The organism is Streptomyces sp. SID13726, from assembly GCF_010548375.1.
Lineage (GTDB): Bacteria > Actinomycetota > Actinomycetes > Streptomycetales > Streptomycetaceae > Streptomyces.
Window position 1 is genome coordinate 1 of sequence record NZ_JAAGLY010000012.1, and the last position, 22,979, is coordinate 22,979.

The window sequence follows — 22,979 nt, forward strand, 5'->3', positions numbered from 1 at the left end:
GGCCGGGAGCGGCCGGGGCGGCGGGAGCCGCGGGCCTCTCGGCGGCGGCCGGCTTGGGGGCCGGCGGGCGCGGGGCGGCCGGACGGGCAGCCTGCGCCGGGGAGGGGGCTGCCGGCTTGGCCGGGGCAGCCTTGCGGGCGGAGGCGGGCTTGCCGCCTCCGTTGCCCTGCTGGAGGGCGTCCGTCAACTTACGGACGACGGGCGCTTCGATCGTCGAAGACGCCGAACGGACGAATTCACCGAGTTCTTGGAGCTTGGCCATGACGACCTTGCTCTCAACCCCGAACTCCTTGGCGAGTTCGTATACCCGGACCTTAGCCACTTCGCTCCTTTTAGGTCCGGTTGCGTCCGGACCGTCGCTACTTCATGGGCGTACTCATCGCGTGCTCATCGAGTGCTCATCGCAATCTCGACCTACTTCCAACTCGCGGGGTACCAGGGCCGCACGGGGGTTCCGCACGACGCTTCTTACGGTGTTGCCTGCTCAGCAACTGTCTGTCTGCTCGACGTACCGGCGCAACGCCTTTGTGTCGAGCGCTCCCGGGGCGCGCAGCGCCCGCGTGAACGCCCGGCGGCGTACCGCCTGGTCGAGACAGACCAGGGCGGGGTGTACATACGCACCCCGGCCGGGCAGCGTACCGCGAGGATCAGGGACGCACTCGTCCTTGATCGCCACGATGCGCAGCAGATCGGTCTTGGCCGCTCGCTGCCTGCACCCCACACAGGTGCGCTCAGGGCATGCGCGGGCGCGCGTCCGGCCAGACACTCTTAAGTCTACCTCCCCGTACCGACCTCACCCCTTCGGGGCAGGGATCGAACGGTTGTTGTCGTGATCCAAGCCATCGACGGCTTGGATCTATTCCCCAGCCTGTACCGCGGGCCGGTTCGGGGCCCTATTCCGCGGCCTGCTCGGTGTCCGGACGGATGTCGATCCGCCAGCCCGTGAGCCGGGCCGCGAGCCGGGCGTTCTGCCCTTCCTTGCCGATGGCGAGGGAGAGCTGGTAGTCGGGGACGGTCACGCGCGCGGAGCGGGCGGCCATGTCCACGACCTCGACCTTGGAGACCCGGGCCGGCGACAGCGCGTTCGCCACCATCTCGGCCGGGTCGTCCGACCAGTCGACGATGTCAATCTTCTCGCCGTTCAGCTCGCCCATGACATTGCGCACCCGGCCGCCCATGGGCCCGATGCAGGCGCCCTTGGCGTTCAGGCCCGAACGGGTGGACCGGACGGCGATCTTGGTGCGGTGACCGGCCTCGCGGGCGATGGCGGCGATCTCGACGGACCCGTCGGCGATCTCCGGCACCTCCAGGGCGAAGAGCTTCTTCACCAGGTTCGGGTGCGTCCGGGACAGCGTCACGGAGGGACCGCGCACACCCCGCGCCACCCGGACGACGTACGACCGCAGCCGCATGCCGTGCGGATACGTCTCGCCCGGGACCTGCTCCTGCACCGGCAGGATGGCCTCCAGCTTGCCGATGTCCACCAGGACGTTCTTCGGGTCGCGCCCCTGCTGCACGACACCCATGACGATGTCGCCCTCGCGCCCCGCGTACTCGCCGAGCGTCGCGTCGTCCTCGGCGTCGCGCAGCCGCTGCAGGATGACTTGCTTGGCGGTGGTGGCGGCGATCCGGCCGAAGTCGGACGGGGTGTCGTCGAACTCCCGCGGCTCCTGGCCCTCTTCGAGCTCGTCGGGGTCTTCCTTCGCCCACACGACCACATGGCCGGATTCCCGGTCGAGCTTCACGCGCGCGTGGCGGTGGCTCCCGTCGGTGCGGTGGTAGGCGATGAGGAGGGCCGACTCGATCGCCTCGACCAACAGGTCGAAGGAGATCTCCTTCTCCCGTACCAGGCCCCGCAGGGCACTCATGTCGATGTCCACGGCTACGCCTCCTCTTCGTTCTTGTCTTTGCGGTTGAACTCGACCTGCACGCGCGCCTTGTCGATGTCGGAGAAGGCAAGTCTGCGGGCGGTGGCCTTGCGGCCCTTCACGCCGGGCACTTCGAGGTCGAGGCCCTCGTCGTCGACCGTGAGGATCCGGGCCACCAGCTCGTCGCCCCCGGTCAGCTGGAACTTGACCAGCCGGCTCACGGCGCGCTCGTAGTGGCGGTGCTCCTTGAGGAGGCGCTCGGCGCCCGGGGTGCCGACCTCCAGGGTGTACTCCCCCGCGCCCATCGCGTCGCCCTCGTCCAGCTTCGCCGAGAGCGCGCGGCTCACATCGGCGATCTGGTCCAGGTCGGCTCCGGTGTCGGAGTCGACGACGACGCGCAGCACTCGCTTCCGTCCGACGGAGTCCACTGCGATCTCTTCGAGATCCAGGCCCTGGGAGGCGACGAGCGGTTCCAGGAGCTCTCGCAGCCTCTCGCTCTGGGTGGTGCTCATCCGGGTGACTCCTCGGCCGCGTGTGCTGTTGTGGGTAGGTCGCGTGTCTGGTCAAAGGGTATCCGGTCGCAGGGGGTGTTGCCGTCCAGGTGACCTCGGATGCGCGGGTACCGTGATCGCCGGCGGGCCCGACCTCCCGCCCGTGTGTTCGTACGAGCTTCCCGAGGACGTCAGCCGTGCCGTACCCCCCGCCGCCCAGCACCCCCTCGGGGCCGCGCCGAAGGTCCCTGCTCGCCTCGGTCGCCGGGGGCGCCCTGTTGGTGGGCTGCTCCGACGGGAGCGGAGGTACCGAGGAGGGCACCGCCGGCAGCCCGTCCGTCGTCGAGCGGGCACGCGTGCGTGCGGCCCGGGACAGCCGGGGGATCGTCGAGCGCTACGACGCCGTCCTCGCCGTCCATCCGGCGCTCGCGGGACGGGTGGAGCCGTTGCGGGCGGAGGCGGTACGGCATGTGGAGGCGTTCGGGGGGTCGGTCGCCAAGGCCGGGCCCGGCGCTTCGACCAGCGCCTCTCCCTCCGCGTCGCCCTCGGTCACCGTCCCCACGACCGAGAAGGACGCCCTCGCGCAGCTCGCCGCCGCCGAGCGGACGCTCGCGGACCGGCGGGCGAAGGACCTGCTGGACGTGCCGGGCGAGCTGGCCCGGCTGGTGGCCTCGGTCGCGGCGGCCGGTGCGGCCCACGCCTATCTGCTGACGGAGAGTGCCCGGTGAGCGAGAAGCAGGAACTGGCGGCCTTCCAGAAGGTGCTGGCCGCCGAGCACGCGGCGGTGTACGGCTACGGCGTCGTCGGCGGCCGTATCCGCGAGGGCCGGCGCGCCGAGGCCAAGGCCGCCTACGACGCCCACCGGGCCCGCCGGGACGCCCTCGTGCGCGAGGTGCGGGACCTGGAAGGGACGCCGGTGGCCGCGTCGGCTGCGTACGCCCTGCCCTTCCCGGTGCCGGACTCGGCCGCGGCGGTACGGCTCGCCGCCGAGCTGGAGGACCGGGTGGCCGGGGTCTACTCCGACCTGGTGCGGGCCACCGGGGGCGGGCGACGGGGCACGGCCGCCGAGGCGCTCAGGGAGGCCGCGGTGCGCGCGGTGCGCTGGCGGGGCGAGAGCGTAGCCTTCCCTGGGCTCGCCGAGCGGGCGGCCACGACATCGCCGACGGCATCGCCCGCGGTGTCACCCACGACCTGACACGGCACGGAAGGGAACACCTCGCGCATGGCTTTCGAACCGCCCCAGCGGCTGGTGCGGGCGCTCGGCGAGAGCGCTCCGGACGGTGACGAGTGGGTGGAGAAGCTGCCCGGGACCGCCCAGGAGGCCGTCGCGCAGCGCGAGTTGACCGTGGAACGGGTGCAGGTGCCCGGCGGGCGCAGCAGCCTCGTCGTGCTGGTGCGGCGGGCGGACGGGACGCCTGCCGTGCTCAAGCTGGTGCCGCCCAGGTCCCGGCCGGAGAGCGAGCGGGCGGCCCTCGCGCACTGGGCCGGGCGAGGGGCCGTACAACTCGTGGAGCCCTTCGTCGCCGAGGGCGCGCTGCTGCTGGAGCGGCTGCATCCGGATGTCTCCGTGCGGTCGTTGCCGGAGGCGAAGGCGCTGCTGGAGGCGGCGGGGACGCTGCGGCGGCTGTGGGTGGAGCCGCCCGGGGACCATGTCTTCGAGACGGTGGCCGAGCGGACGGGGCGGCAGGCCGAGGCGATGCGGGGTGCTTCCGCGGAGGTGGGGGCGCTGGTGAGCGCGGCGCTCGATGTGCGGGAGTCGTTGCTGGCCGCGTCTGTGGAGTCGCGGTTGCTGCACGGGACGTTTCGGCAGAGCAAGGTGCTGGCCGGGGAGCGGTCGCCGTGGCTTGCGGTGGGGCCGGATCCGGTGGTGGGTGAGTGTGCGTTCGATCTCGCTCGGCTGGTGCGGGACCGGGTGGAGGATCTGATCGGCTCGCCGTCGGGGGCGGCGATCGCGCGGCGGCGGGTGAAGCGGCTGGCGGAGTCGTTGGAGGTCGATCAGGAGCGGTTGCGGGGGTGGACGTTGTTCCGGGCCGTGGAGTCCGGGGTGCGGGCGTTGCGGGTGGGGCGGCCGAAGGATGCCGAGTTGTTGCTGGAGTTCGCCGGGTGGCTTTGAGGGTGCGTTGTCGGCTGCGGGGCGGTGGGGGCTGGTCGCGCAGTTCCCCGCGCCCCTGGGTGGGTCACCTCGCCGCCAGTTTCAAGGCGAGGACCGGGCAGTCCGCCGCTGCTCTGCGGGCTCGTTTCACCGTTCGCGTGGGGACCGGATCGTCCCCGACCATCGGGTAGCCCCACTCGTCCAGTGCCACGTGTTCCGGGAGGAGTTCCGCGCACAGGCCGTGGGCCTTGCAGGAGGTCCAGTCGATGGTGATGCGGTGGTCCATGTCAGGACTCCTGGGGGACGGGGAGCAGGGGGGTGGGGTCCGTGGCCGTGCACAAGCCCCTTGCGTGGGCGTCGAGTTCGGGGGCGAAGGCGGTCAGGGCACTGCGGACCAGGCGGGTCGTGCCGTCGGGGTGGTGGCAGGCGCCCCGGCCCTCGACCAGGCCGGCCCAGCGGGAGAGGTCCTCGCGGGTGGTGCCCTGGGGGCCCGGGGTCGCCAGGGTCCGGAAGGCGGTGGCCATGCGGGGCAGGCCGTTGAGGCAGGGGCCGCACTGGCCGGCCGACTGGAGGGCCAGATAGCGCAGGACCCGGGCCGTCTCGGCGAGGCCGCAGCGGTCGGTGGGGAGGGCCGCGAGGACTCCGGCGCCCGCCGTCGAGGCGTCCAGGGTCAGGCCCGCCACCTCCGTCGCCGGGATCCAGGTGCCGTGGTAGCCGCCGAGGAGGACTGCCTGGACGCCGTGCGGCGGGAGCAGCCTGCTCAGCGGGATGCCGAACGGCGCTTCCACCACCCGGACTTCGCGTCCCGGTACGTGGACCGTGCACAGGGCGCTGCCGGGCTGGGCCGGGGTCCCCGCCGTACGGAACCAGTCGGCGCCGTACCGGGCGATCAGCGCGAGGTGGGCCAGGGTCTCCACGTTCTGGACGAGGGTCGGGGCGCGGCCCACTCCGCGTTCGCGGACCGGTGGGTCCTGGTGGGCGGGGAGGGCCGGGCCGCCGCCGACGTACCGGGCGAGCGCCGAGGACTGGCCGGACAGGAAGCTCTTCGGCAGCCGTACGACCTTGACGGGAACGGGGTCCCGGCGCTGGGCCAGGGCCTGCTCCAGCCAGGACGCGCCGTCCTCCACGGCCAGGTGGGCCTCCCCCGCGCCGATCGCCGCGGCGGCGACCTGGATGCCGTCCAGGACGAGGTGCGGTGAGAGGCGCAGCAGCGTCTTGTCCTTGCGGGACGCGGGTTCGCCCTCGGCTCCGTTGGCCACGACCACCGGCCCGCGTCCGGTACGGCGGCCCGCGTCGGCGACCGACACCAGCTTGCGGAACACCGGGAACGCGCCACCGCCCCGCCCGGTGAGCCCGGACTCGGCGACCGTGCGCAGGACGGCGTCGGGATCGCCGTACGGCAGCGGGCCGTAGCGCTGCTCGTGCGTGGTCAGGTCGGCCGGGCCGCCGCCGGGGGCGAGCAGTCGGGGGGACATGTGGACGTCGGGGAAGGTCATGGTCACGGTCGGACTCCTTCGGCCGTGCGGAAGAGGGCCACGGAGGCGCGGATGCCTGTGGCGGTGAGGACGGTCGCCACGCAGGTGATCGTCAGCCAGGTCATCCAGTCGGTGCCGGAGTCGGTGCCGATGCCTATGCCGTGGATCAGGGCGATCGGCCAGCAGGCGTAGGCCAGCCAGTGGACCGCTCGCCAGGTGCGGTGGCCCACGCGCTGCCTGAACAGGCTGGTGATCAGGACCGCGAGCATCAGGTCGAGGGCGACGGTGCCGAGGCCGAGCCACAGGGGCTGGTAGTCGGAGACGAAGGGGACGAGCGCGTCCACGGCCGTGATGTTCACGTAGTCGTCGAGGACGGCGAAGGCGATGTGCAGGGCGAGGAAGGCGGTGGCGGAGAGGGAGAGGGTGCGGTGGAGGGAGACCGTGCCGAAGCGGGGGAGGCCGGGGAGTCTGCCGCGCAGGCGGACGGCGATGCCGAGGAGGACGACCAGGGTGAAGAGGATCAGGCAGATCGCGCCGGTGGCTCTGTTTGCGTACCAGAGGGTTTCCGAGGTCATGCGGCTGTCCCCCGGTGGGGGTTGGTCGCGCGGTTCCCCGCGCCCTTGGCGGTGTTCGGCCAGCCCGGTGTCGTGATGACCAGGCCCTCCTTGGTGACCAGGCGGGCGGGCAGACCCAGCTTGGTGAGCCAGTGCTCGGCGCCTTCGGCCTTGACCAGGGCCGCCGTGCTCGCCGTGTTGGCTTCCGCGCAGGTGGGGGCCGCTACGGAGATCGTGCGCCAGGGGGTGCGGGCCGGGAGGCCTGTCCGGGGGTCCAGGATGTGGTGGAGGTCGTGGCCGTCCCGGCGCCAGGTGCGGGCCGCCGTGCCCGAGGTGGCGAGGCCTCCGCTGTGCAGGCCCACTGTCGTGTACGACCCCTGCGGCGGGGTTTCGTCGACCGTGCCGGTGACGTCCTGGACGCGGATCTGCCAGCCGTCGGCCGGGGGTTCGCCGGCGACGGCCGTGTCGCCGCCCAGGCTGACCAGGACTCCGCAGCCGGCGGTCTCGGCCAGGAGGGTCGCGGCGCGGTCGGCGGCCCAGGCCTTGGCGGTGGCGCCGAGGTCCAGGCGGATTCCGGGCGGGACAGTGACCGTGCCGGTCTCGCGGTCCAGGTGGATCCTGCGCCGGCCGGGGGCGCGCCTGACGGTGAGGCGGATCGGGCGGTCGTCCTCGCGGACCAGGGTGAAGTCGCGGTCGTAGCCGATGGCCTCCATCGCCGAGCCGACCGTGGGGTCGACGGCGCCGTCCGTGGCCTCGGCGGCGCGCAGGGCGACGTCCAGGGCCTCGGCGAGCAGGGGGCTGACCCGGACCGGGCGGCCCTGCGCGCCGTCCAGCGCGGCCAGTTCGGAGTCCGGGCGGAAGCGACTGCACGCCGCGTCGACCTCGGCGAGGTGCCGGGCCAGGAGCAGGTTGCAGGAATCCAGCAGGGCCGGGTCGGTGACGACCAGGCGGACGCTCGTACCGAGGGCGCGCCATTCGGAGGCCGCCGTGACGCGGGTCTGGAGGGTCGCGGCCATCACGACGCCCCCGACGTGGAGTCGGTGGAGCCGCCGGAGGAGGAGGTCAGGCCGGAGGAGGCCGTCGAGGACGAGCTGCTGGAGTTGCTGGAGCTGCTGGAGTCGGTTGAGCTGCCGGAGTCCGTGGTGCTGCTGGAGCTGCCGGTGTCCGTGGTGCTGCTCGAACTCGACGTGCTGCTCGCCGAGGTGTCGGCGTCCGCCTGCATCGTGCCGATCAGGGCGAACATCCCGGCCGCCGCCGCGAGCGTGACCGCCGCGGCGGTGGCCGCCGTGCGCCGGGCGCCTCTGCGCACCAGCGCGGCGGCGCTCCGTTCCGTACCTCTGGTCATGGCCGTACCCCTCCGTAGCCGTGGTGACGCTGTGTCACCCACTACGGTCGGGTACGGCCCTGAGAGAAGTCTGTGAGATCCCTTTAGGGCCCCAAAGACGTTTCTGAGGAGTTCCTTTAGGCGCTCAGGCGGTCAGGCGGGCGATCGCCTCGTCCACCGTCAGCTCCTCGCGCTCACCGGTACGGCGGTCCTTGAGCTCCAGGACGCCCTCGGCCGAACGGCGGCCCGCGACCAGGATCTTGGGGACGCCGATCAGCTCCGAGTCGGTGAACTTCACGCCCGGGGAGACCCCGGCGCGGTCGTCGACGAGGACCCTGAGGCCCGCCTCGCGCAGCTTCTCGGAGACGTCGAGGGCGAGTTCGATCTGGAGGGCCTTGCCGGCGGCGACGACGTGCACGTCGGCCGGGGCGACCTCGGCGGGCCAGCACAGGCCCTTGTCGTCGGCGGACTGCTCGGCGAGGGCGGCGACCGCGCGGGAGACGCCGATGCCGTAGGAGCCCATGGTGACGCGGACCGGCTTGCCGTGCTGGCCGAGGACGTCGAGCTTGAGGGCGTCGGCGTACTTGCGGCCGAGCTGGAAGATGTGGCCGATCTCGATGGCGCGGTCCAGCTTGAGGCCGGTGCCGCACTTCGGGCAGGGGTCGCCCTCCTGGACGACCACGACGTCGACGTACTCGTCGACCTCGAAGTCACGGCCCGCGACGACGTTCTTCGCGTGCGTGTGCTCCTTGTTGGCGCCGGTGATCCAGGAGGTGCCGGGGGCGACGCGCGGGTCGGCAATGTACTTGACCTTCTCGCCCAGGCCCTGCGGGCCGACGTAGCCGCGGACCAGGTCGTCGCGGCCGACGAAGTCCTCCGCCGTCACCAGCTCCACGGCGGCGGGCGCGAAGTGCGCCTCGACCTTGCCCAGGTCGACCTCGCGGTCGCCGGGGACGCCGACGGCCACGATCTCGCCGTCGACCTTCACGAGGAGGTTCTTGAGGGTGTCGGAGGCCTGGACGCCGAGGTGGGCGGCGAGGGTCTCGATGGTGGGGGTGTCCGGGGTGGGGATCTCTTCGAGGGCGGCGAGACCTTCGGCGGCCACCGGCTTCAGCTCGTACGTGATCGCCTCGGTGTTGGCCGCGAAGTCGCAGTTCGGGCAGTCCGCGAAGGTGTCCTCGCCGGCCTCGGCGGGGGCCAGGAACTCCTCCGACTTGGAGCCGCCCATCGCACCCGCGGTCGCCGCGCAGATGCGGTAGTCGAGGCCGAGGCGCGTGAAGACCTTCTGGTACGCCTCGCGGTGCAGGGCGTAGGAGGTGGCCAGGCCCTCGTCCTCGGTGTCGAAGGAGTACGAGTCCTTCATCAGGAACTCGCGGCCGCGCAGGATGCCGGCGCGGGGACGGGCCTCGTCGCGGAACTTCGTCTGGATCTGGTAGAGGATGACCGGCAGGTCCTTGTAGGAGGACGCCTGGTCCTTCACGATCAGCGTGAAGATCTCCTCGTGGGTCGGGCCGAGGAGGTAGTCGCCGCCCTTGCGGTCCTGGAGGCGGAACAGCTCCGGGCCGTACTCGTCCCAGCGGCCGGTGGCCTCGTACGGCTCACGCGGCAGCAGCGCGGGGAGCAGCACCTCCTGGGCGCCGATGGCGTCCATCTCCTCGCGGACGATCCGCTCCACGTTGGCGAGGACCTTCTTGCCGAGCGGCAGCCAGGTCCACACACCGGCGGCGGTGCGGCGGACGTAGCCCGCGCGGACCAGGAGCTTGTGGCTGAGGACCTCGGCGTCCGCCGGGTCGTCGCGCAGCGTCTTCGCCATCAACTGGGACATGCGCTGGACCGGTGCGTTCGCCATTGTTCTCGTACTCCTGCCGGGAAAGGGTGATGGCAGGAGGTTAGCCGGGGGGCCTGTGCCCGTGGAAATCGGTCAGCGGCGGCGCAGCGGGAGGGGGGCGCCCATCACGGCGTACGGCTTCGGGGCGCTGGGGAAGAGGACCTGGCGGGCGAGGTCCTGGTAGCCGAGGGAGTGGTACAGGCCGCGGGCCGGGCTGTCGGTGTCGATCGCGGAGAGGATCGAGCGGGGTTCGTCGGCGCCGTCGGTGATCGTGGTGATCAGGGTCCTGCCGATGCCCCGGTTCTGGTGGTGGGGATGGACGTGCAGCTCGGTGATCACGAAGGAGTCGTCGAGCCAGAGGTCGTTGTGCCGGGCCCGGAGGTAGGGCTCCACGACGGTGGACCACCAGTGGGTGCGGTCGTTGGGCATGCCGTACACGAACCCCGCGAGGTTGCCGTCGACCATGGCGCCGAGGGCCCGTGCGCCGGGGTAGGTCATGTGGCGGAGGACGATCTGGCGGCGGACGGCCACCTCGTCTGCGGCGAGGCCGAACGCGATGGCCTGTACTGCCAGGGCCTCGTCCACGTGGGCGGACAGGTCCAGGGGGCCGATGACGAGGTCCATGCGGGGAGCGTACAGGCAGGCGGCTTCAGAACAGGACGCTCATGAAGGCGCCGACCTCCTGGAAGCCCACCCTCGTGTACGCCCTTCTCGCCGGGGTGTTGAAGTCGTTGACGTAGAGGCTCACCACCGGGGCCACGTCGGCGAGGGCGTAGCGCAGGACCGCCGCCATTCCCGGTGCGGCCACTCCCCTGCCCCGGTACTCGGGGGCCACCCAGACGCCCTGGATCTGGCAGGCGCGGTCCGTCGCGGCGCCGATCTCGGCCTTGAAGACGACCTTGCCGTGTTCGTCGAGGCGGGCGAAGGAGCGGCCGGAACCGACGAGTTCGGCGACGCGCGCCTGGTAGAGGAGACCGCCGTCACCGGCCAGCGGGGAGACGCCGACCTCCTCGGTGAACATCGCCACGCACGCCGGCATGATCGTCTCCATCTCGTCCTTGCGGATGCGGCGGACGTACGGATCAGGGGCGATGTCGGTGGGCATGCGGTCGGTGACCATGAGGGGCTGATGGGCGCGGACCTCGCGGGCCGGGCCCCAGCTGGGCTCCAGCAGCCGCCAGAGCTGGGTGGTGGCCTCGGCGGGGCCGACGATCGAGGAGCACCGGCGGCCGGCCCTGCGCGCCCGGTCGGCGAAGGCGCGGACGGCCCTCGGAGTCGCGCAGATGGGGACCAGGTTGGCTCCGGCGTAGCAGAGCGACGTCAGCATGCCGTCCTCGTACCAGCCCCACATCTCGCCGCCGAGCCGCCACGGGTCGAGACCGGCCACCTGCACCCTCGACGTCACGAAGGCGTTCGCGACCGGCTCACGGTCCAGGACGGCGAGCGCGGCGTCCAGGTCGCTCGGTTCGAGGACCCGGGAGGTCGTCTGGGTCAACACGGGCGGGGCCTCACGGTGGGGTCTGCTGATCTCCGCACTGTACCTGCGGAAGCTGAGCCGTGCCGACCGGTGTTTGGGTGCCGTTTCCCTTCGGTGACCCTTGGCTTGTCGCGCCGTCCCTGGGGGCTGCGCCCCCAGACCCCCATCGGCCCGAAGGGCCTCGTCCTCAAACGCCGGACGGGCTGAAGGTACCTGGACCGGCGCCGACGCGGCCCGGCTCATCGTCCGGCGGCCGTCATGCCGCCGGCCGCCACCGTCCGAACCGACGGGCGGTCCCCCGCGTCCGCCGCCGCCGGGACAGGCAGGGACGGCGGGGCGAGGGAAGATCAGCCCGCCACCGACACCGACGGCTCGCCCGACTCCACACCCGCGTCCTGCATCTGCTCGGCCAGCTTCATGGCCTCCTCGATGAGGGTCTCGACGATCTTGGACTCGGGGACGGTCTTGATGACCTCGCCCTTGACGAAGATCTGGCCCTTGCCGTTGCCGGAGGCGACGCCGAGGTCGGCCTCGCGGGCCTCGCCGGGGCCGTTCACGACGCAGCCCATGACGGCGACGCGGAGGGGGACGTCCATGCCGGTCAGGCCCGCGGTGACCTCCTCGGCCAGCTTGTAGACGTCGACCTGGGCGCGGCCGCAGGACGGGCAGGAGACGATCTCCAGGCCGCGCTGCTTGAGGTTCAGGGACTCCAGGATCTGGTTGCCGACCTTGACCTCCTCGACCGGCGGGGCCGAGAGGGAGACGCGGATGGTGTCGCCGATGCCCTGGGAGAGGAGCGCGCCGAAGGCGACGGCCGACTTGATGGTGCCCTGGAAGGCCGGGCCCGCCTCCGTCACGCCGAGGTGGAGGGGGTAGTCGCACTGGGCGGCGAGCTGCTTGTACGCCTCGATCATGACGACCGGGTCGTTGTGCTTCACCGAGATCTTGATGTCCCGGAAGCCGTGCTCCTCGAAGAGGGACGCCTCCCACAGGGCCGACTCGACCAGGGCCTCGGGGGTCGCCTTGCCGTACTTCTTGAGGAGGCGGCTGTCCAGGGAGCCCGCGTTCACGCCGATGCGGATCGGGGTGCCGTGATCGCGCGCGGCCTTCGCGATCTCCTTGACCTTGTCGTCGAACTGCTTGATGTTGCCGGGGTTCACCCGGACCGCGGCACAGCCCGCCTCGATCGCCGCGAAGACGTACTTGGGCTGGAAGTGGATGTCCGCGATCACCGGGAGCTGCGACTTGCGGGCGATCGTCGCGAGGGCGTCCGCGTCGTCCTGGGTGGGGCAGGCCACGCGCACGATCTGGCAGCCGGACGCCGTCAGCTCGGCGATCTGCTGGAGCGTCGCGCCGATGTCGGACGTACGGGTCGTGGTCATCGACTGCACGGAGACCGGGGCGTCGCCGCCGACCGCGACGGTGCCCACCTGGATCTGCCGGCTCTTGCGGCGCTCGGCAACCCTGGTCGGAACGGACGGCATGCCGAGAGAAATCGCAGTCATCTGCTGTGCAACCCCAAGTCGTGGATCAAGGCCCAGGTCCCGTCAGCGGCGGGCTCCAGGCTTCGAGATTACGGCACCGGCGCGGACCCGGGCACATCGGCGAGGTCAAACCCACCCAATCGAAGGCGGCCCGGCATGGAGCACACCGGGCCGCCTCGAACGCCGTATGACTAGGAGATTCTGACCGGGTTAACCACGCGTGCGCCGAATGAGACGGCCGGCTGTGCGTCGGTGACCGGCCCCGAGCGGATGGACAGTTCCGGAGCGGTTCCATGGCTCAGCACCGGGGTGCCCTCTCCCTCCTCGCCGAGGATCTCCACGATCTCCTCCCACACCCCGTCCGCCAACCAAGTTCGCTGCCGGAGCCGAACCTTTCGAAAGTCGCCGAAACGCTCCGGAAGATCACGCCAGAGGATCCCTGTGCGTAGACGATGGAGCATCCCCGTGAGGGCAGCTCGCAGGTCGAGCGGCGAACGGAAGTGGTGAGGTCGGTACCTGGAGCGCAGCAGCTCGTCGATGCGAGCCCACAGGCGGTCTGTGGGCTCGGGAGGTACGGGGGCCCCTGTGTGCTCATGCCACTGGATGGTCAAGCACTTCGTCCCCTCGCGATACCTGAATTCAGGGTCCGTGATGTCGACTCGCACGTTGAGCTGCTCGATCAGGCGCCGTTGTTCGGAAGGTGGCAGAACCTGGCTGTCCGGTGCGGCTGCCCCCAGGACAGCAGTAAGCCGGGCATCCCTGCCGACTCGGGCCTCCAGCTCCGCCAGCCAGTCCTGCGCATGGACAAGGACTCGTTCCAACGCCCTCTTGTCAGCTTCGAGCTGCCGCAGCGCAGCGGCAACGACACGACTGTGGGGGTCCTGGCGCCGGAATCCGTCCAGTTCCTCCGCACACTGCGCGACAAGCCGCTTCAGGGACCCCAGCCGCTCGGCATGCTGGATCAGCCGGGTCTGCGCCTCAGATGAGACCGACAGCATCGGCCGATTGTGAGGGGGCATGGATGCCAGCAAGGCATTGACGTGTCGCGTCACCAGTTCCTCTACGTGCTCAGCACGCAGAAAGACACAGCCGCAGGAGACAGCTGCCTGCCATCCCGAACAGCGATACGTCCGCACCCCGTCGCCGCTGCGGAAGCACCCGACATAGGGCCGTCCGCACGGCCCGTGGATGCGCCCGGTGAGCGGATACTCCCCCACGGGAATCCTGCGCGGCCGTGCGAACTCGGCCAGTGCTTGCCGAACAGCGCGGGTCTGATCCGCCGGGAGGATCGGAGGCAGCGGGATCGCCACGCTGTCGCCGTGCAGGGGCCGCCCGGAGCCGTCAAGCCTGGTGCAATGGCCACCCCACTGCTGATCAGACCGACGAAAGACAGCCTCTCCGAGAAAGGCTGCGCTCTTCAGCCGTCGATGGAGGTTCGTCGCTGTCCAGCGCTTTCCGCTTCGGGTGAGAATCCCACGTCGGTTCAGTTCCTCGGCGATGCCGGTGACAGTGCGGTCGCCCTCGATGACCAGATCGGCCAGAAGCCTCACCACGGCCGCCTCCGCTGGATCGACTTCGAGGATCGAGCCAAAGGCGCCCTTCCCTCTGATCCTGTATCCGTAGGGAGCCGGGCCACCTGGCCAACCGCCGTCGACTGCTTTGAGCTGCCGACCAGCCTGCGTGCGCGCGACAATGCGCTGGTAGTCGGCTTCCACGGTCTGCGCGAGCCGGTCGATGGTGAGCCACTTGTCCAGACCCGGTTCCCCCAGAACCTGGTTGCAGCAATCGATCTCTGCCCCGGCATCTTGGATCTGCCAGATGCAACGCCAGATGGCGGCTTCGGTCCGTCCCAGACGGTCCAGGCTATGCACGACCACGGTGTCTGCCCGACCTGCGGAGATCTCCACGAGCAGCTCATCGAGCCCAGGCCTGGAGTCCGTCGACCCCGATTCGCCAGGGTCCACCCACGAACCTACGAGTCGCCATGTCGGCCGCTTTCCCAGGAACGCCTCAATGGCATCGGCCTGGGCAGGAATTCCGTACTTGCCCCTCTGTTCCGCTGTTGAGACCCGCATGTACGCCGCGACGGCGATCGGCTTGGAGTCCCTGCCGTTGTCTTCTGCGCAGGGCGCAGTACCTTGCTGCATGTCAGTCCCTTCGAGACTGGCCAGACCCCAGGGTGTTGGCGCACCGCTGGGGTCACCCATGAACAGCAACAAACGTACGAAGTCCGCATCTGCGTGGTACCGACAAGACGCGCCTTTCACTCGTGCGAGGTACACGAGCGAAAGGCGCGACATTTATCCCACGTGACAGAAAATGACAGATTCTCAGCTGAGCCTGACCGGGTTAACGACATCCGCGATCAAGACCAAGATCGTGAAGCAGATGAAGATCCCCGCCACCACATAAGCCACCGGCATCAGCTTCGCCACGTCGAACGGTCCCGGGTCCGGGCGCTTGAGGACCTTCGCCAGGTTGCGGCGCAGGGACTCCCAGAGGGCGCCCGCGATGTGGCCGCCGTCCAGGGGCAGCAGCGGGAGCATGTTGAACAGGAACAGGGAGAGGTTGAAGCCCGCCACCAGCATCAGCGCCATGGCGAGTTGCTGGGTCGGGGGGATGTCGAGGGTGAAGATCTCGCCGCCGACGCGGGCCGCTCCGACCACGCCCATCGGGGAGTCCGGCTCGCGCGGGGCGTCGCCGAAGGCCGCGTTCCACAGGGCCGGGATCTTGCCGGGCAGGGCGGCGAGGGAGTCGACGGCGTCGCCGACGCGATCGCCCATCCACACCACGGAGTCGCCGAAGTCCTGCTTGACGATGCCGGTGGCGGCGCTGAAGCCGAGGAAGCCCGCGGTGACGTACTCGCCCTGGACGTACTGGCCGCTGGAGTCCTTCTTGGCGACCTGGTTGCTGGCGATCTTCGCCGTCAGCGTGACGTCCTTGCCGTCGCGCTCGACGACGATCGGGACCGTCTTGTCGGGGTTGGCGCGGATCAGGTCGGAGAGCTTGTTCCAGTCGTCCGTCTTCACGCCGTTGAACGAGAGGATCTTGTCGCCGGCCTTGAGGCCCGCGGCCGCGGCCGGGGAGGCGGGGTCGGAGGCCTTGCAGTTCTCGCGGTTCTGGCTCTGGGCGATCACGCACTTGGAGACCGAGCTGACCGTGTTGGTCTGCTGGGAGATGCCGAAGCCCATGAGGACGGTGAGGAACAGCGCCGCCGCGAGGACGAGGTTCGCGAACGGGCCCGCGAACATCACGATGACCCGCTTCCAGGGCTTACGGGTGTAGAAGAGGCGTTTCTCGTCGCCGGGCTGGAGTTCCTCGAAGGCCGCCGAGCGGGCGTCCTCGATCATGCCGCGCCAGGGGGAGGTGGAGCGTGCGCTTATGCGGCCGTCGTCACCAGGGGGGAACATGCCGATCATGCGGATGTAGCCGCCGAACGGGATGGCCTTGATGCCGTACTCCGTCTCGCCCTTCTTCCGCGACCAGACGGTCGGGCCGAAGCCGACCATGTACTGCGGCACGCGGATGCGGAAGAGCTTGGCGAAGGACAGGTGCCCCAGCTCGTGCCACGCGATCGACACCAGGAGGCCGAAGGCGAAGAGCCCTATGCCGAGGATGAACATCAGGGTCGTCATGCACGGGCCTCCGCCGTCTGTGCCGTCAGTTCCCGGGCCCGGGTCCGCGCCCAGGTCTCCGCTTCGAGGACGTCCGCGACGGTGAGCGAGGTGCCGCGGCGCGGGGTGCCGTGCTCGTCCACCACCCGGGTCACGGTCTCCATGATCCCGTTGAACGGCAGCGCGCCGGCCCGGAAGGCCTCCACGCACTCCTCGTTGGCGGCATTGAACACCGCCGGGGCCGTGCCCGCGAGCTGCCCCACGTGCCGCGCGAGGTTCACCGAGGGGAAGGCGTCGTTGTCGAGCGGGAAGAACTCCCAGGTCGACGCCTTGCTCCAGTCGAAGGCGGGCGCCGCGTCGGGGACGCGCTCGGGCCAGCCCAGACCGATGGCGATCGGGCCGCGCATGTCGGGGGGCGTCGCCTGGGCGATCGTGGATCCGTCCGTGAACTCAACCATCGAGTGGACATACGACTGGGGATGCACGACCACCTCAATGCGGTCGAAGGGAATGTCGTAGAGGAGGTGGGCCTCGATGACTTCCAGCCCCTTGTTGACCAGGGTCGCGGAGTTGATCGTGATGACCGGGCCCATGGCCCAGGTGGGGTGGGCGAGGGCGTCCTCGACGGTGACGTTCGAGAGTTCTTCCTTCGTACGGCCGCGGAACGGTCCCCCGGACGCCGTGACGACCAGCTTCCGTACGTCCGCGCGCGTCCCGGAGGCCAGCGACTGGAAGAGGGCCGCGTGCTCGGAGTCGACCGGGATGATCTGCCCGGGCTTGGCGAGCGCCTTGACCAGCGGGCCGCCCACGATGAGCGACTCCTTGTTGGCGAGCGCGAGGGTGCGGCCCGCCTCCAGGGCGGCGAGGGTCGGGGCGAGGCCGATGGAGCCGGTGATGCCGTTGAGCACGGTGTGGCAGTCGGAGGCGGCCACCTGGGTCGCCGCGTCGGGCCCGGCGAGGATCTCGGGAAGCGGTTCGCCGGTGCCGTACAGACCACTGAGCGCTTCGCGCAGCTGCGGTACGACGTCCTCGCGGGCCACCGCCACGGTCCGCGCCCTCAGCCGGTGCGCCTGCTCGGCGAGCAGCGCGACCCGGCCGCCGTTGGCGGAGAGCCCGGTCACCCGGAACCGGTCGGGGTTGCGCAGCACGAGATCGATGGCCTGGGTGCCGATGGAGCCCGTGGAGCCGAGGATCACCACGTCCTTGGGGCCGTCGCCCGCGAGGGGGTCGTAGACCAGGTGCGGGTCGGCGAGAGGGGCTGGACTGTCGCTCATCCCTCCATTGTGGCCGTAAGGGCGGTGTAGGAGGACAGCGCGTCCCCCGTCGGGGGACGCGCTGTCATGAGACCGTCACCGGATCGGGCGGTGGACGTTCTCCCGTTCGCTCGGGCCGGGGGTCGCGTCCGCGATCCAGACGCCCTCCCCGGAGGGGTCGACGATGCCGTCCTCCAGCCAGGTGTAGGTGCCGGACATGACGCCCTTGACGACCTTGCGGTCCTGGTCGTCGGTGTTGTTCCAGAGGCGGCCGAAGAGTTCCTCGATCCGCAGGCGGGACTGGCGGCAGAAGGCGTCGGCGAGCTGGTACGCCTCGCGGCCGTGCGGCTCGGTGGTGCGCAGGAGTTCGGCCCGGACGCAGGCCGCGCTCATCGCGAACAGCTCGGCGCCGATGTCGACGATCCGGCCGAGGAAGCCCTGCTTGGTCTCCATGCGGCCCTGCCAGCGGGACATGGCGTAGAAGGTGGAGCGGGCCAGCTTGCGGGACGTGCGTTCGACGTAGCGGAGATGCGTCGACAGGTCGACCTCGCGCTTGAACTCGGCGTACGACGACGGGAGTTGTCCCGGTCCAGCCACCAGCTTCGGGAGCCACTTGGCGTAGAAGACGCCGGCGTTCGCGCCCGCCTTGGCCTTGTCGCCGAGGGACTTCTCGGGGTCGATGAGGTCGCCGGCGACGGAGAGGTGGGCGTCGACGGCCTCGCGGGCGATCAGCAGGTGCATGATCTCCGTGGAGCCCTCGAAGATGCGGTTGATGCGCAGGTCTCGCAGGACCTGTTCGGCGGGGACGGCCTTCTCGCCGCGGGCCCGCAGGGACTCGGCGGTCTCGAAGCCGCGGCCGCCGCGGATCTGGACGAGTTCGTCGGCGACGAGCCAGGCCATCTCGGAGGCGTAGAGCTTGGCGAGGGCGCCCTCGATGCGGATGTCGTTGCGGTCCTCGTCGGCCATCTGGGAGGACAGGTCGAGGACGGCCTCCAGGGCGAAGGTGGTCGCCGCGATGAAGGAGATCTTGGCGCCGACGGCCTCGTGGTGGGCGATCGGCTTGCCCCACTGCTCGCGGGCCGCGGACCACTCGCGGGCGATCTTCAGGGACCACTTGCCGGCGGCCACGCAGGAGGCGGGCAGCGAGAGGCGGCCGGTGTTGAGGGTGGTCAGGGCGATCTTCAGGCCCTGGCCCTCCTTGCCGATGAGGTGCACGGCCGGGACCCGGACCTGGTGGAAGCGGGTGACGCCGTTCTCGATGCCGCGCAGGCCCATGAAGGCGTTGCGGTTCTCGACGGTGACGCCGGGTGAGTCGGTCTCCACCACGAAGGCGGTGATGCCGCCCCGGTGGCCCTCGGACTTCGGGACGCGGGCCATGACGACGAGGAGGTCGGCGACCACGCCGTTGGTGGTCCACAGCTTCACGCCGTCGAGGACGTACTCGTCCCCGTCGGGTACGGCGGTGGTGGCGAGGCGGGCCGGGTCGGAGCCGACGTCCGGTTCGGTGAGGAGGAAGGCGCTGATGTCGGTGCGGGCGCACCGGGGCAGGAACTTCTCCTTCTGCTCCTGGGTGCCGAACAGCTTCAGCGGCTGGGGTACGCCGATCGACTGGTGGGCGGAGAGCAGTACGCCGATCGCCGGGCTCGCGGAGCCGGCCAGGGCCAGCGCCTTGTTGTAGTACACCTGGGTGAGGCCGAGGCCGCCGTACTTGGTGTCGATCTTCATGCCGAAGGCGCCGAGCTCCTTGAGCCCGTTGATCACGTCGTCGGGGATGCGGGCCTCGCGCTCGATGAGCGCCCCGTCCACCTTGGTCTCGCAGAAGTCGCGGAGCTGGGCGAGGAACTCCTCGCCGCGCCGGGCGTCCTCGGCCGGGGGCATCGGGTGGGGGTGGATGAGGTCGAGCCGGAAACGTCCGAGGAACAGCTCCTTGGCGAAGCTGGGCTTGCGCCAGTCCTGCTCCCGGGCGGCCTCCGCCACCTCGCGCGCCTCGCGCTCGGTGACGACGGGCTTCTTGGATGGTGCGGACATGAGGCTCACCTCGCCGCGAATCGGGATCTTGTGGCCGATGTGTTACTCATCGGTGCTACTCGATCGTATGTACCCGATCCCGGGCGGGGCCACCACCCTTCGCGCGGCCGTTCGGCCAAACTCGACGGAATCACGGGGACCCGGCGTGGTAGGGAGGGAGTCACGCCCCCGCCCGAGAGTCGTTGTCGAAGCGCTTCGACAACCTATGGACACCCACTCCCGGGGGAGCTACTGTCGAACCACCCTCACCCGCCGTTGTACGCACTGCGCACTGTCGAAGCGCTTCACAAAGCTTGGAGAGCTGGATGGTCACCCTCGCCGAGGTCGCCCAGCACGCCGGAGTCTCGGCGAGCACGGTGAGCTATGTCCTCAGTGGCAAGAGGTCCATCTCCACGACCACCCGGCAGCGGGTCGAGCAGAGCATCCGCGAACTCGGCTACCACCCGAACGCGGGCGCCCGCGCCCTCGCCAGCAGCAGGTCCAACATCATCGCGCTGATGATCCCGCTCCGCACCGACATGTACGTGCCGGTGATGATGGAGATCGCCATCGCGGTGGCCACCACGGCACGGAACCACGGGTACGACGTCCTGCTGCTCACCGGCGAGGAGGGCCCCGACGCGGTACGCCGGGTCACCGGCAGCGGCCTGGCCGACGCGATGATCCTGATGGACGTCGAACTCGACGACGAGCGGCTGCCGTTGCTGCGCGGCACCGACCAGCCGTCCGTGCTCATCGGCCTCCCCGCCGACACCTCGGGCCTGACCTGCGTCGACCTCGACTTCCGGGCCACCGGCGCGCTGTGCGTCGAGCACCTCGCGAAGCTCGGCCACCGCGACATCGCTGTCATCGGCGAGGCCCCCGCGGTCTACGAACGCCATACCGGTTTCGCCGAGCGCACCCTGGACGGACTCCGGTCGCGCGCCCTGGAGTTGGGCGTACGACTGCTGCACCGGCCGTGCGACGGCGGGTACGACGCGATGGCCGTGACCCTCGCCCGCATCCTCGACGAGCGCCCTTCCACCACGGGCTTCGTCGTGCAGAACGAACAGGCCGTGGAGCCGCTGCTCGCCCTGCTGCGCCAGCAGGGCCGGGCCATCCCCGAGGACGTCTCGGTGGTCGCGGTCTGCCCCGAACAGGTCGCCGTCCAGGCCTCGGTGCGGCTCACCTCGGTCGCCATCCCGGCCCAGGAGATGGGCCGGCACGCGGTGGAGCGGCTCGCCGCCAAGCTGGAGGGCCGCGGCGAGGACGAAGTCGTCCTGATCGAACCCGAGTTGACGGTCCGGGCCAGCACCGGCCCCGCCGCCTCCTGAACAAGGCTCCACCCCGACACCTCCCGCACGGCCCCTGCCGGGGCCTGGGCACCCCCTTGTCTGTCCTCCCCGTCAGGAGCACCCTCCGTGACTCACCCTGCCGAAATCCAGCCCAAGGTCAGCCTCGCGCAGTCGTCCCCCACCGTCGGCACCTTCCGTGAGCGGGACGGCGCGCTGGAGTGGAGCGGCCGCCAGGAGACCGTACGTGTCGAGCCGTGGGGCCCGGACGCGGTCCGGGTGCGCGCACGGCTCGGCGGACCGATCCTCGAAGGGCTGCCGGGCGCCCTGCTCGACGAGCCACCGGCCACCGAGAGCACGGTCAAGATCGGTGACGGGGAAGCCCAGTTGACCGTGGGCGCGCTGACCGTCCACGTCGACGCCGAGGGGCAGCTCCGCTTCCTGCGCTCCGAGGACGCGTCCGAACTCCTCGCCGAGGCCCGCGCCCACTTCTGGTGGCCCGGCTCGCGCCTGTACACCGCGGTCGGCAACGGCCACCACCGTCTGGAGCAGCGCTTCGCCGCCTACGACGACGAGAAGCTGTACGGGCTCGGCCAGCACCAGCACGGCAAGCTGGACCAGAAGGGCCTGGTCCTCGACCTGATCCAGCGCAACGCCGAGGTCGGCATCCCGGTCCTCGCCTCCAGCCGCGGCTACACCCTGCTGTGGAACAACCCGGCGATCGGCCGCGTGGAGCTGGCCCACAACGGCACGCGCTGGGTGGCCGACTCGGCCCGCCAGATCGACTACTGGATCACCGCGGGCGAACTGGCCGACGGCCAGCGGCGCTACAGCGCGGTGACGGGCCGTACGCCGATGCTGCCGGAGTGGGCGGCGGGCTTCTGGCAGTGCAAGCTGCGCTACCGCACCCAGGACGAACTCCTCTCCGTGGCAAGGGAGTACAAGCGCCGGGGCCTGCCCATCTCGGCGATCGTCTGCGACTTCTTCCACTGGACGCACCTCGGCGAGTGGAAGTTCGACCCGGCCGAGTGGCCCGACCCGGCGGCGATGGTCCGTGAACTGGAGGAGCTGGGCATCAAGTTGGTGGTCAGCGTCTGGCCCTCGGTGTCACCGCTCAGCGAGAACCACGCCCTGATGGAGCAGCGCGGCTATTTCATCGGCACCCAGTACGGCCCGATGGCGCACGCCGACTGGCCGGACAAGGGGGTCGCCTCCACCGTCCAGGTCGCCTTCTACGACGCCACGAACCCGGAGGCCCGGGAGTTCATGTGGTCGCGCGTGAAGGAGAACTACCTGGAGCCGTACGGCATCACGGCGTTCTGGCTGGACGCCTGCGAGCCGGAGCTGAAGCCGGGGTTCCAGGAGAACCTGCGGTACTGGGCGGGGCCGGGTCTTGAGGTCGGCAACAGCTACCCGGCCGAGAACTCCCGCACCTTCCACGAGGGCCTGACGGCCGCCGGCGAGGAGGTCATCACCCTCAACCGCTCGGCCTGGGCGGGCAGTCAGCGCTACGGGGCCGCGCTGTGGTCCGGTGACATCGGCACCGACTTCCCGACCCTGCGCGAGCAGATCGCGGCCGGTCTCAACACCGCGATGTCCGGGATTCCCTGGTGGAACACCGACATCGGCGGCTTCCACGGCGGGGACCCGGACGATCCCGCGTACCGCGAGGTCATGGTCCGCTGGTTCCAGTTCGGTGCGCTGTCGCCCTTGATGCGGCTGCACGGGTTCCGCGACCCGGGGATGCCGCTGGGGCCGGACATGACGGGCGGCCCCAACGAGGTGTGGTCGTACGGCGAGGAGGCCGGGGCGATCCTGGAGAAGTACCTGCGGCTGCGGGAGCGGTTGAAGCCCTATGTGCTTCGGGTGATGCGGGAGGCGCACGAGGAGGGGCTGACTCCCATGCGGCCGCTGTTCCTTGAGTTCCCCTCGGATCAGGCGGCCTGGGACGTGGACGACGCGTATCTCTTCGGGGCGGATGTGCTGGTCGCGCCTGTGCTCACGGCTGGGGCGACGGCTCGTACGGCGTATCTTCCGGCGGGTTCGTCCTGGACCGACGCGTGGACGGGTGTCACGTACGAGGGCGGGACGACCGTGACCGTCGACGCCCCGCTGGACCGGATTCCGTTGTTCCTGCGGGATGGGGCGCGGTTGCCGATTCAGGATGTGCCGCGGTAGGTCGTCGGTCGGTTGCGGGCCGGTCGTGGCCGGTCGCGCAGT

General features: G+C 70.6%; 21 protein-coding genes and 2 pseudogenes. 6 read left to right on the forward strand and 17 right to left on the reverse strand.

Going from position 1 to position 22,979, the window contains the following annotated elements; translation table 11 throughout:
• The 4 genes from G3I78_RS28165 to rimP all read right to left on the reverse strand — a co-directional run.
• Positions 1-322 (reverse strand): translation initiation factor IF-2 N-terminal domain-containing protein (locus G3I78_RS28165; protein WP_343243872.1); only part of this gene is annotated, 322 nt, incomplete at its 3' end.
• A gap of 162 nt (positions 323-484) precedes the next feature.
• Complete coding sequence (locus G3I78_RS28170) at positions 485-766, reverse strand: YlxR family protein (RefSeq protein WP_164429510.1); 282 nt, start codon at positions 764-766, stop codon at positions 485-487.
• 127 nt (positions 767-893) lie between these two features.
• Positions 894-1,880, reverse strand: a complete 987-nt coding sequence (gene nusA / locus G3I78_RS28175; RefSeq protein ID WP_164429512.1) for a transcription termination factor NusA — start codon at positions 1,878-1,880, stop codon at positions 894-896.
• A gap of 2 nt (positions 1,881-1,882) precedes the next feature.
• Complete coding sequence (gene rimP / locus G3I78_RS28180; RefSeq protein ID WP_164429514.1) at positions 1,883-2,380, reverse strand: ribosome maturation factor RimP; 498 nt, start codon at positions 2,378-2,380, stop codon at positions 1,883-1,885.
• A 176-nt stretch (positions 2,381-2,556) separates the two neighbouring features.
• On the opposite strand from rimP, the gene G3I78_RS28185 reads away from it, so the two are divergent.
• The 3 genes from G3I78_RS28185 to G3I78_RS28195 are packed head-to-tail and all read left to right on the forward strand — an operon-like array spanning position 2,557 to position 4,472.
• Positions 2,557-3,087: a hypothetical protein gene (locus tag G3I78_RS28185; protein WP_164429516.1), complete on the forward strand. Its 531-nt coding sequence runs from the start codon at positions 2,557-2,559 to the stop codon at positions 3,085-3,087.
• The gene (locus G3I78_RS28190; RefSeq protein WP_164429518.1) at positions 3,084-3,554 is read left to right on the forward strand and encodes a ferritin-like domain-containing protein; all 471 of its coding nucleotides are present in this window, start codon (positions 3,084-3,086) and stop codon (positions 3,552-3,554) included. The genes G3I78_RS28185 and G3I78_RS28190 overlap by 4 nt, the downstream gene beginning before the upstream one ends.
• 27 nt (positions 3,555-3,581) lie before the next feature.
• Positions 3,582-4,472: an aminoglycoside phosphotransferase family protein gene (locus G3I78_RS28195; RefSeq protein ID WP_164429520.1), complete on the forward strand. Its 891-nt coding sequence runs from the start codon at positions 3,582-3,584 to the stop codon at positions 4,470-4,472.
• A gap of 64 nt (positions 4,473-4,536) precedes the next feature.
• Here G3I78_RS28195 and G3I78_RS28200 read toward each other — a convergent pair whose 3' ends face one another.
• From G3I78_RS28200 to G3I78_RS28215, 4 genes are read right to left on the reverse strand one after another with little or no spacing between them, the layout of a single operon-like run.
• Positions 4,537-4,737, reverse strand: a complete 201-nt coding sequence (locus G3I78_RS28200; RefSeq protein WP_164429522.1) for a ferredoxin — start codon at positions 4,735-4,737, stop codon at positions 4,537-4,539.
• Between the two features lies 1 nt (position 4,738).
• Entirely contained in the window at positions 4,739-5,947 is a 1,209-nt protein-coding gene (locus G3I78_RS28205) for an NADH-ubiquinone oxidoreductase-F iron-sulfur binding region domain-containing protein (protein ID WP_164429889.1), read from the reverse strand.
• 2 nt (positions 5,948-5,949) lie between these two features.
• On the reverse strand, positions 5,950-6,501 hold the full coding sequence (locus G3I78_RS28210; protein WP_164429524.1) for a ferric reductase-like transmembrane domain-containing protein: 552 nt from the start codon (positions 6,499-6,501) through the stop codon (positions 5,950-5,952).
• Positions 6,498-7,496, reverse strand: a complete 999-nt coding sequence (locus tag G3I78_RS28215; RefSeq protein WP_164429526.1) for an FAD:protein FMN transferase — start codon at positions 7,494-7,496, stop codon at positions 6,498-6,500. Before G3I78_RS28215 ends, G3I78_RS28210 begins: the two co-directional genes overlap by 4 nt.
• 15 nt (positions 7,497-7,511) lie before the next feature.
• On the opposite strand from G3I78_RS28215, the gene G3I78_RS51280 reads away from it, so the two are divergent.
• Complete coding sequence (locus G3I78_RS51280; protein WP_203615637.1) at positions 7,512-7,901, forward strand: hypothetical protein; 390 nt, start codon at positions 7,512-7,514, stop codon at positions 7,899-7,901.
• 48 nt (positions 7,902-7,949) lie between these two features.
• On the opposite strand, the gene G3I78_RS28225 is transcribed toward G3I78_RS51280, so the two are convergent.
• The 9 genes and pseudogenes from G3I78_RS28225 to G3I78_RS28260 all read right to left on the reverse strand — a co-directional run bounded on the left by G3I78_RS28225 (position 7,950) and on the right by G3I78_RS28260 (position 19,488).
• Positions 7,950-9,653 (reverse strand): proline--tRNA ligase, encoded by a 1,704-nt coding sequence (locus G3I78_RS28225; protein WP_164429528.1) that lies wholly within the window; start codon positions 9,651-9,653, stop codon positions 7,950-7,952.
• Positions 9,654-9,693: 40 nt separating this feature from the next.
• Positions 9,694-9,855, reverse strand: a pseudogene (locus G3I78_RS53255) (hypothetical protein); the annotation flags it as partial.
• Positions 9,855-10,256 (reverse strand): annotated as a pseudogene (locus tag G3I78_RS28230) (GNAT family N-acetyltransferase); the annotation flags it as partial. The pseudogenes G3I78_RS53255 and G3I78_RS28230, both read right to left, overlap by 1 nt.
• A 25-nt stretch (positions 10,257-10,281) precedes the next feature.
• The gene (locus tag G3I78_RS28235; protein WP_164429532.1) at positions 10,282-11,130 is read right to left on the reverse strand and encodes a GNAT family N-acetyltransferase; all 849 of its coding nucleotides are present in this window, start codon (positions 11,128-11,130) and stop codon (positions 10,282-10,284) included.
• A gap of 326 nt (positions 11,131-11,456) precedes the next feature.
• Positions 11,457-12,614, reverse strand: coding sequence for a flavodoxin-dependent (E)-4-hydroxy-3-methylbut-2-enyl-diphosphate synthase (gene ispG / locus G3I78_RS28240; protein ID WP_164429534.1), 1,158 nt, complete (start codon positions 12,612-12,614; stop codon positions 11,457-11,459).
• 170 nt (positions 12,615-12,784) lie between these two features.
• Complete coding sequence (locus tag G3I78_RS28245) at positions 12,785-14,893, reverse strand: recombinase family protein (RefSeq protein ID WP_343243874.1); 2,109 nt, start codon at positions 14,891-14,893, stop codon at positions 12,785-12,787.
• A gap of 30 nt (positions 14,894-14,923) precedes the next feature.
• Positions 14,924-16,216 carry a site-2 protease family protein gene (locus tag G3I78_RS28250; protein ID WP_203615655.1) on the reverse strand — a complete coding sequence of 431 codons (1,293 nt, stop codon included), beginning with the start codon at positions 16,214-16,216 and terminating at the stop codon, positions 14,924-14,926.
• Positions 16,217-16,224: 8 nt separating this feature from the next.
• The gene (gene dxr / locus G3I78_RS28255; RefSeq protein WP_164429540.1) at positions 16,225-17,481 is read right to left on the reverse strand and encodes a 1-deoxy-D-xylulose-5-phosphate reductoisomerase; all 1,257 of its coding nucleotides are present in this window, start codon (positions 17,479-17,481) and stop codon (positions 16,225-16,227) included.
• A gap of 75 nt (positions 17,482-17,556) precedes the next feature.
• The gene (locus G3I78_RS28260; protein WP_164429542.1) at positions 17,557-19,488 is read right to left on the reverse strand and encodes an acyl-CoA dehydrogenase family protein; all 1,932 of its coding nucleotides are present in this window, start codon (positions 19,486-19,488) and stop codon (positions 17,557-17,559) included.
• Between the two features lie 305 nt (positions 19,489-19,793).
• Here G3I78_RS28260 and G3I78_RS28265 point away from each other — a divergent pair, with 305 nt between their 5' ends.
• Positions 19,794-20,801 carry a LacI family DNA-binding transcriptional regulator gene (locus G3I78_RS28265; protein ID WP_164429544.1) on the forward strand — a complete coding sequence of 336 codons (1,008 nt, stop codon included), beginning with the start codon at positions 19,794-19,796 and terminating at the stop codon, positions 20,799-20,801.
• Between the two features lie 87 nt (positions 20,802-20,888).
• Positions 20,889-22,937 (forward strand): TIM-barrel domain-containing protein, encoded by a 2,049-nt coding sequence (locus tag G3I78_RS28270; protein ID WP_164429546.1) that lies wholly within the window; start codon positions 20,889-20,891, stop codon positions 22,935-22,937.
• Positions 22,938-22,979: the final 42 nt, after the last annotated feature.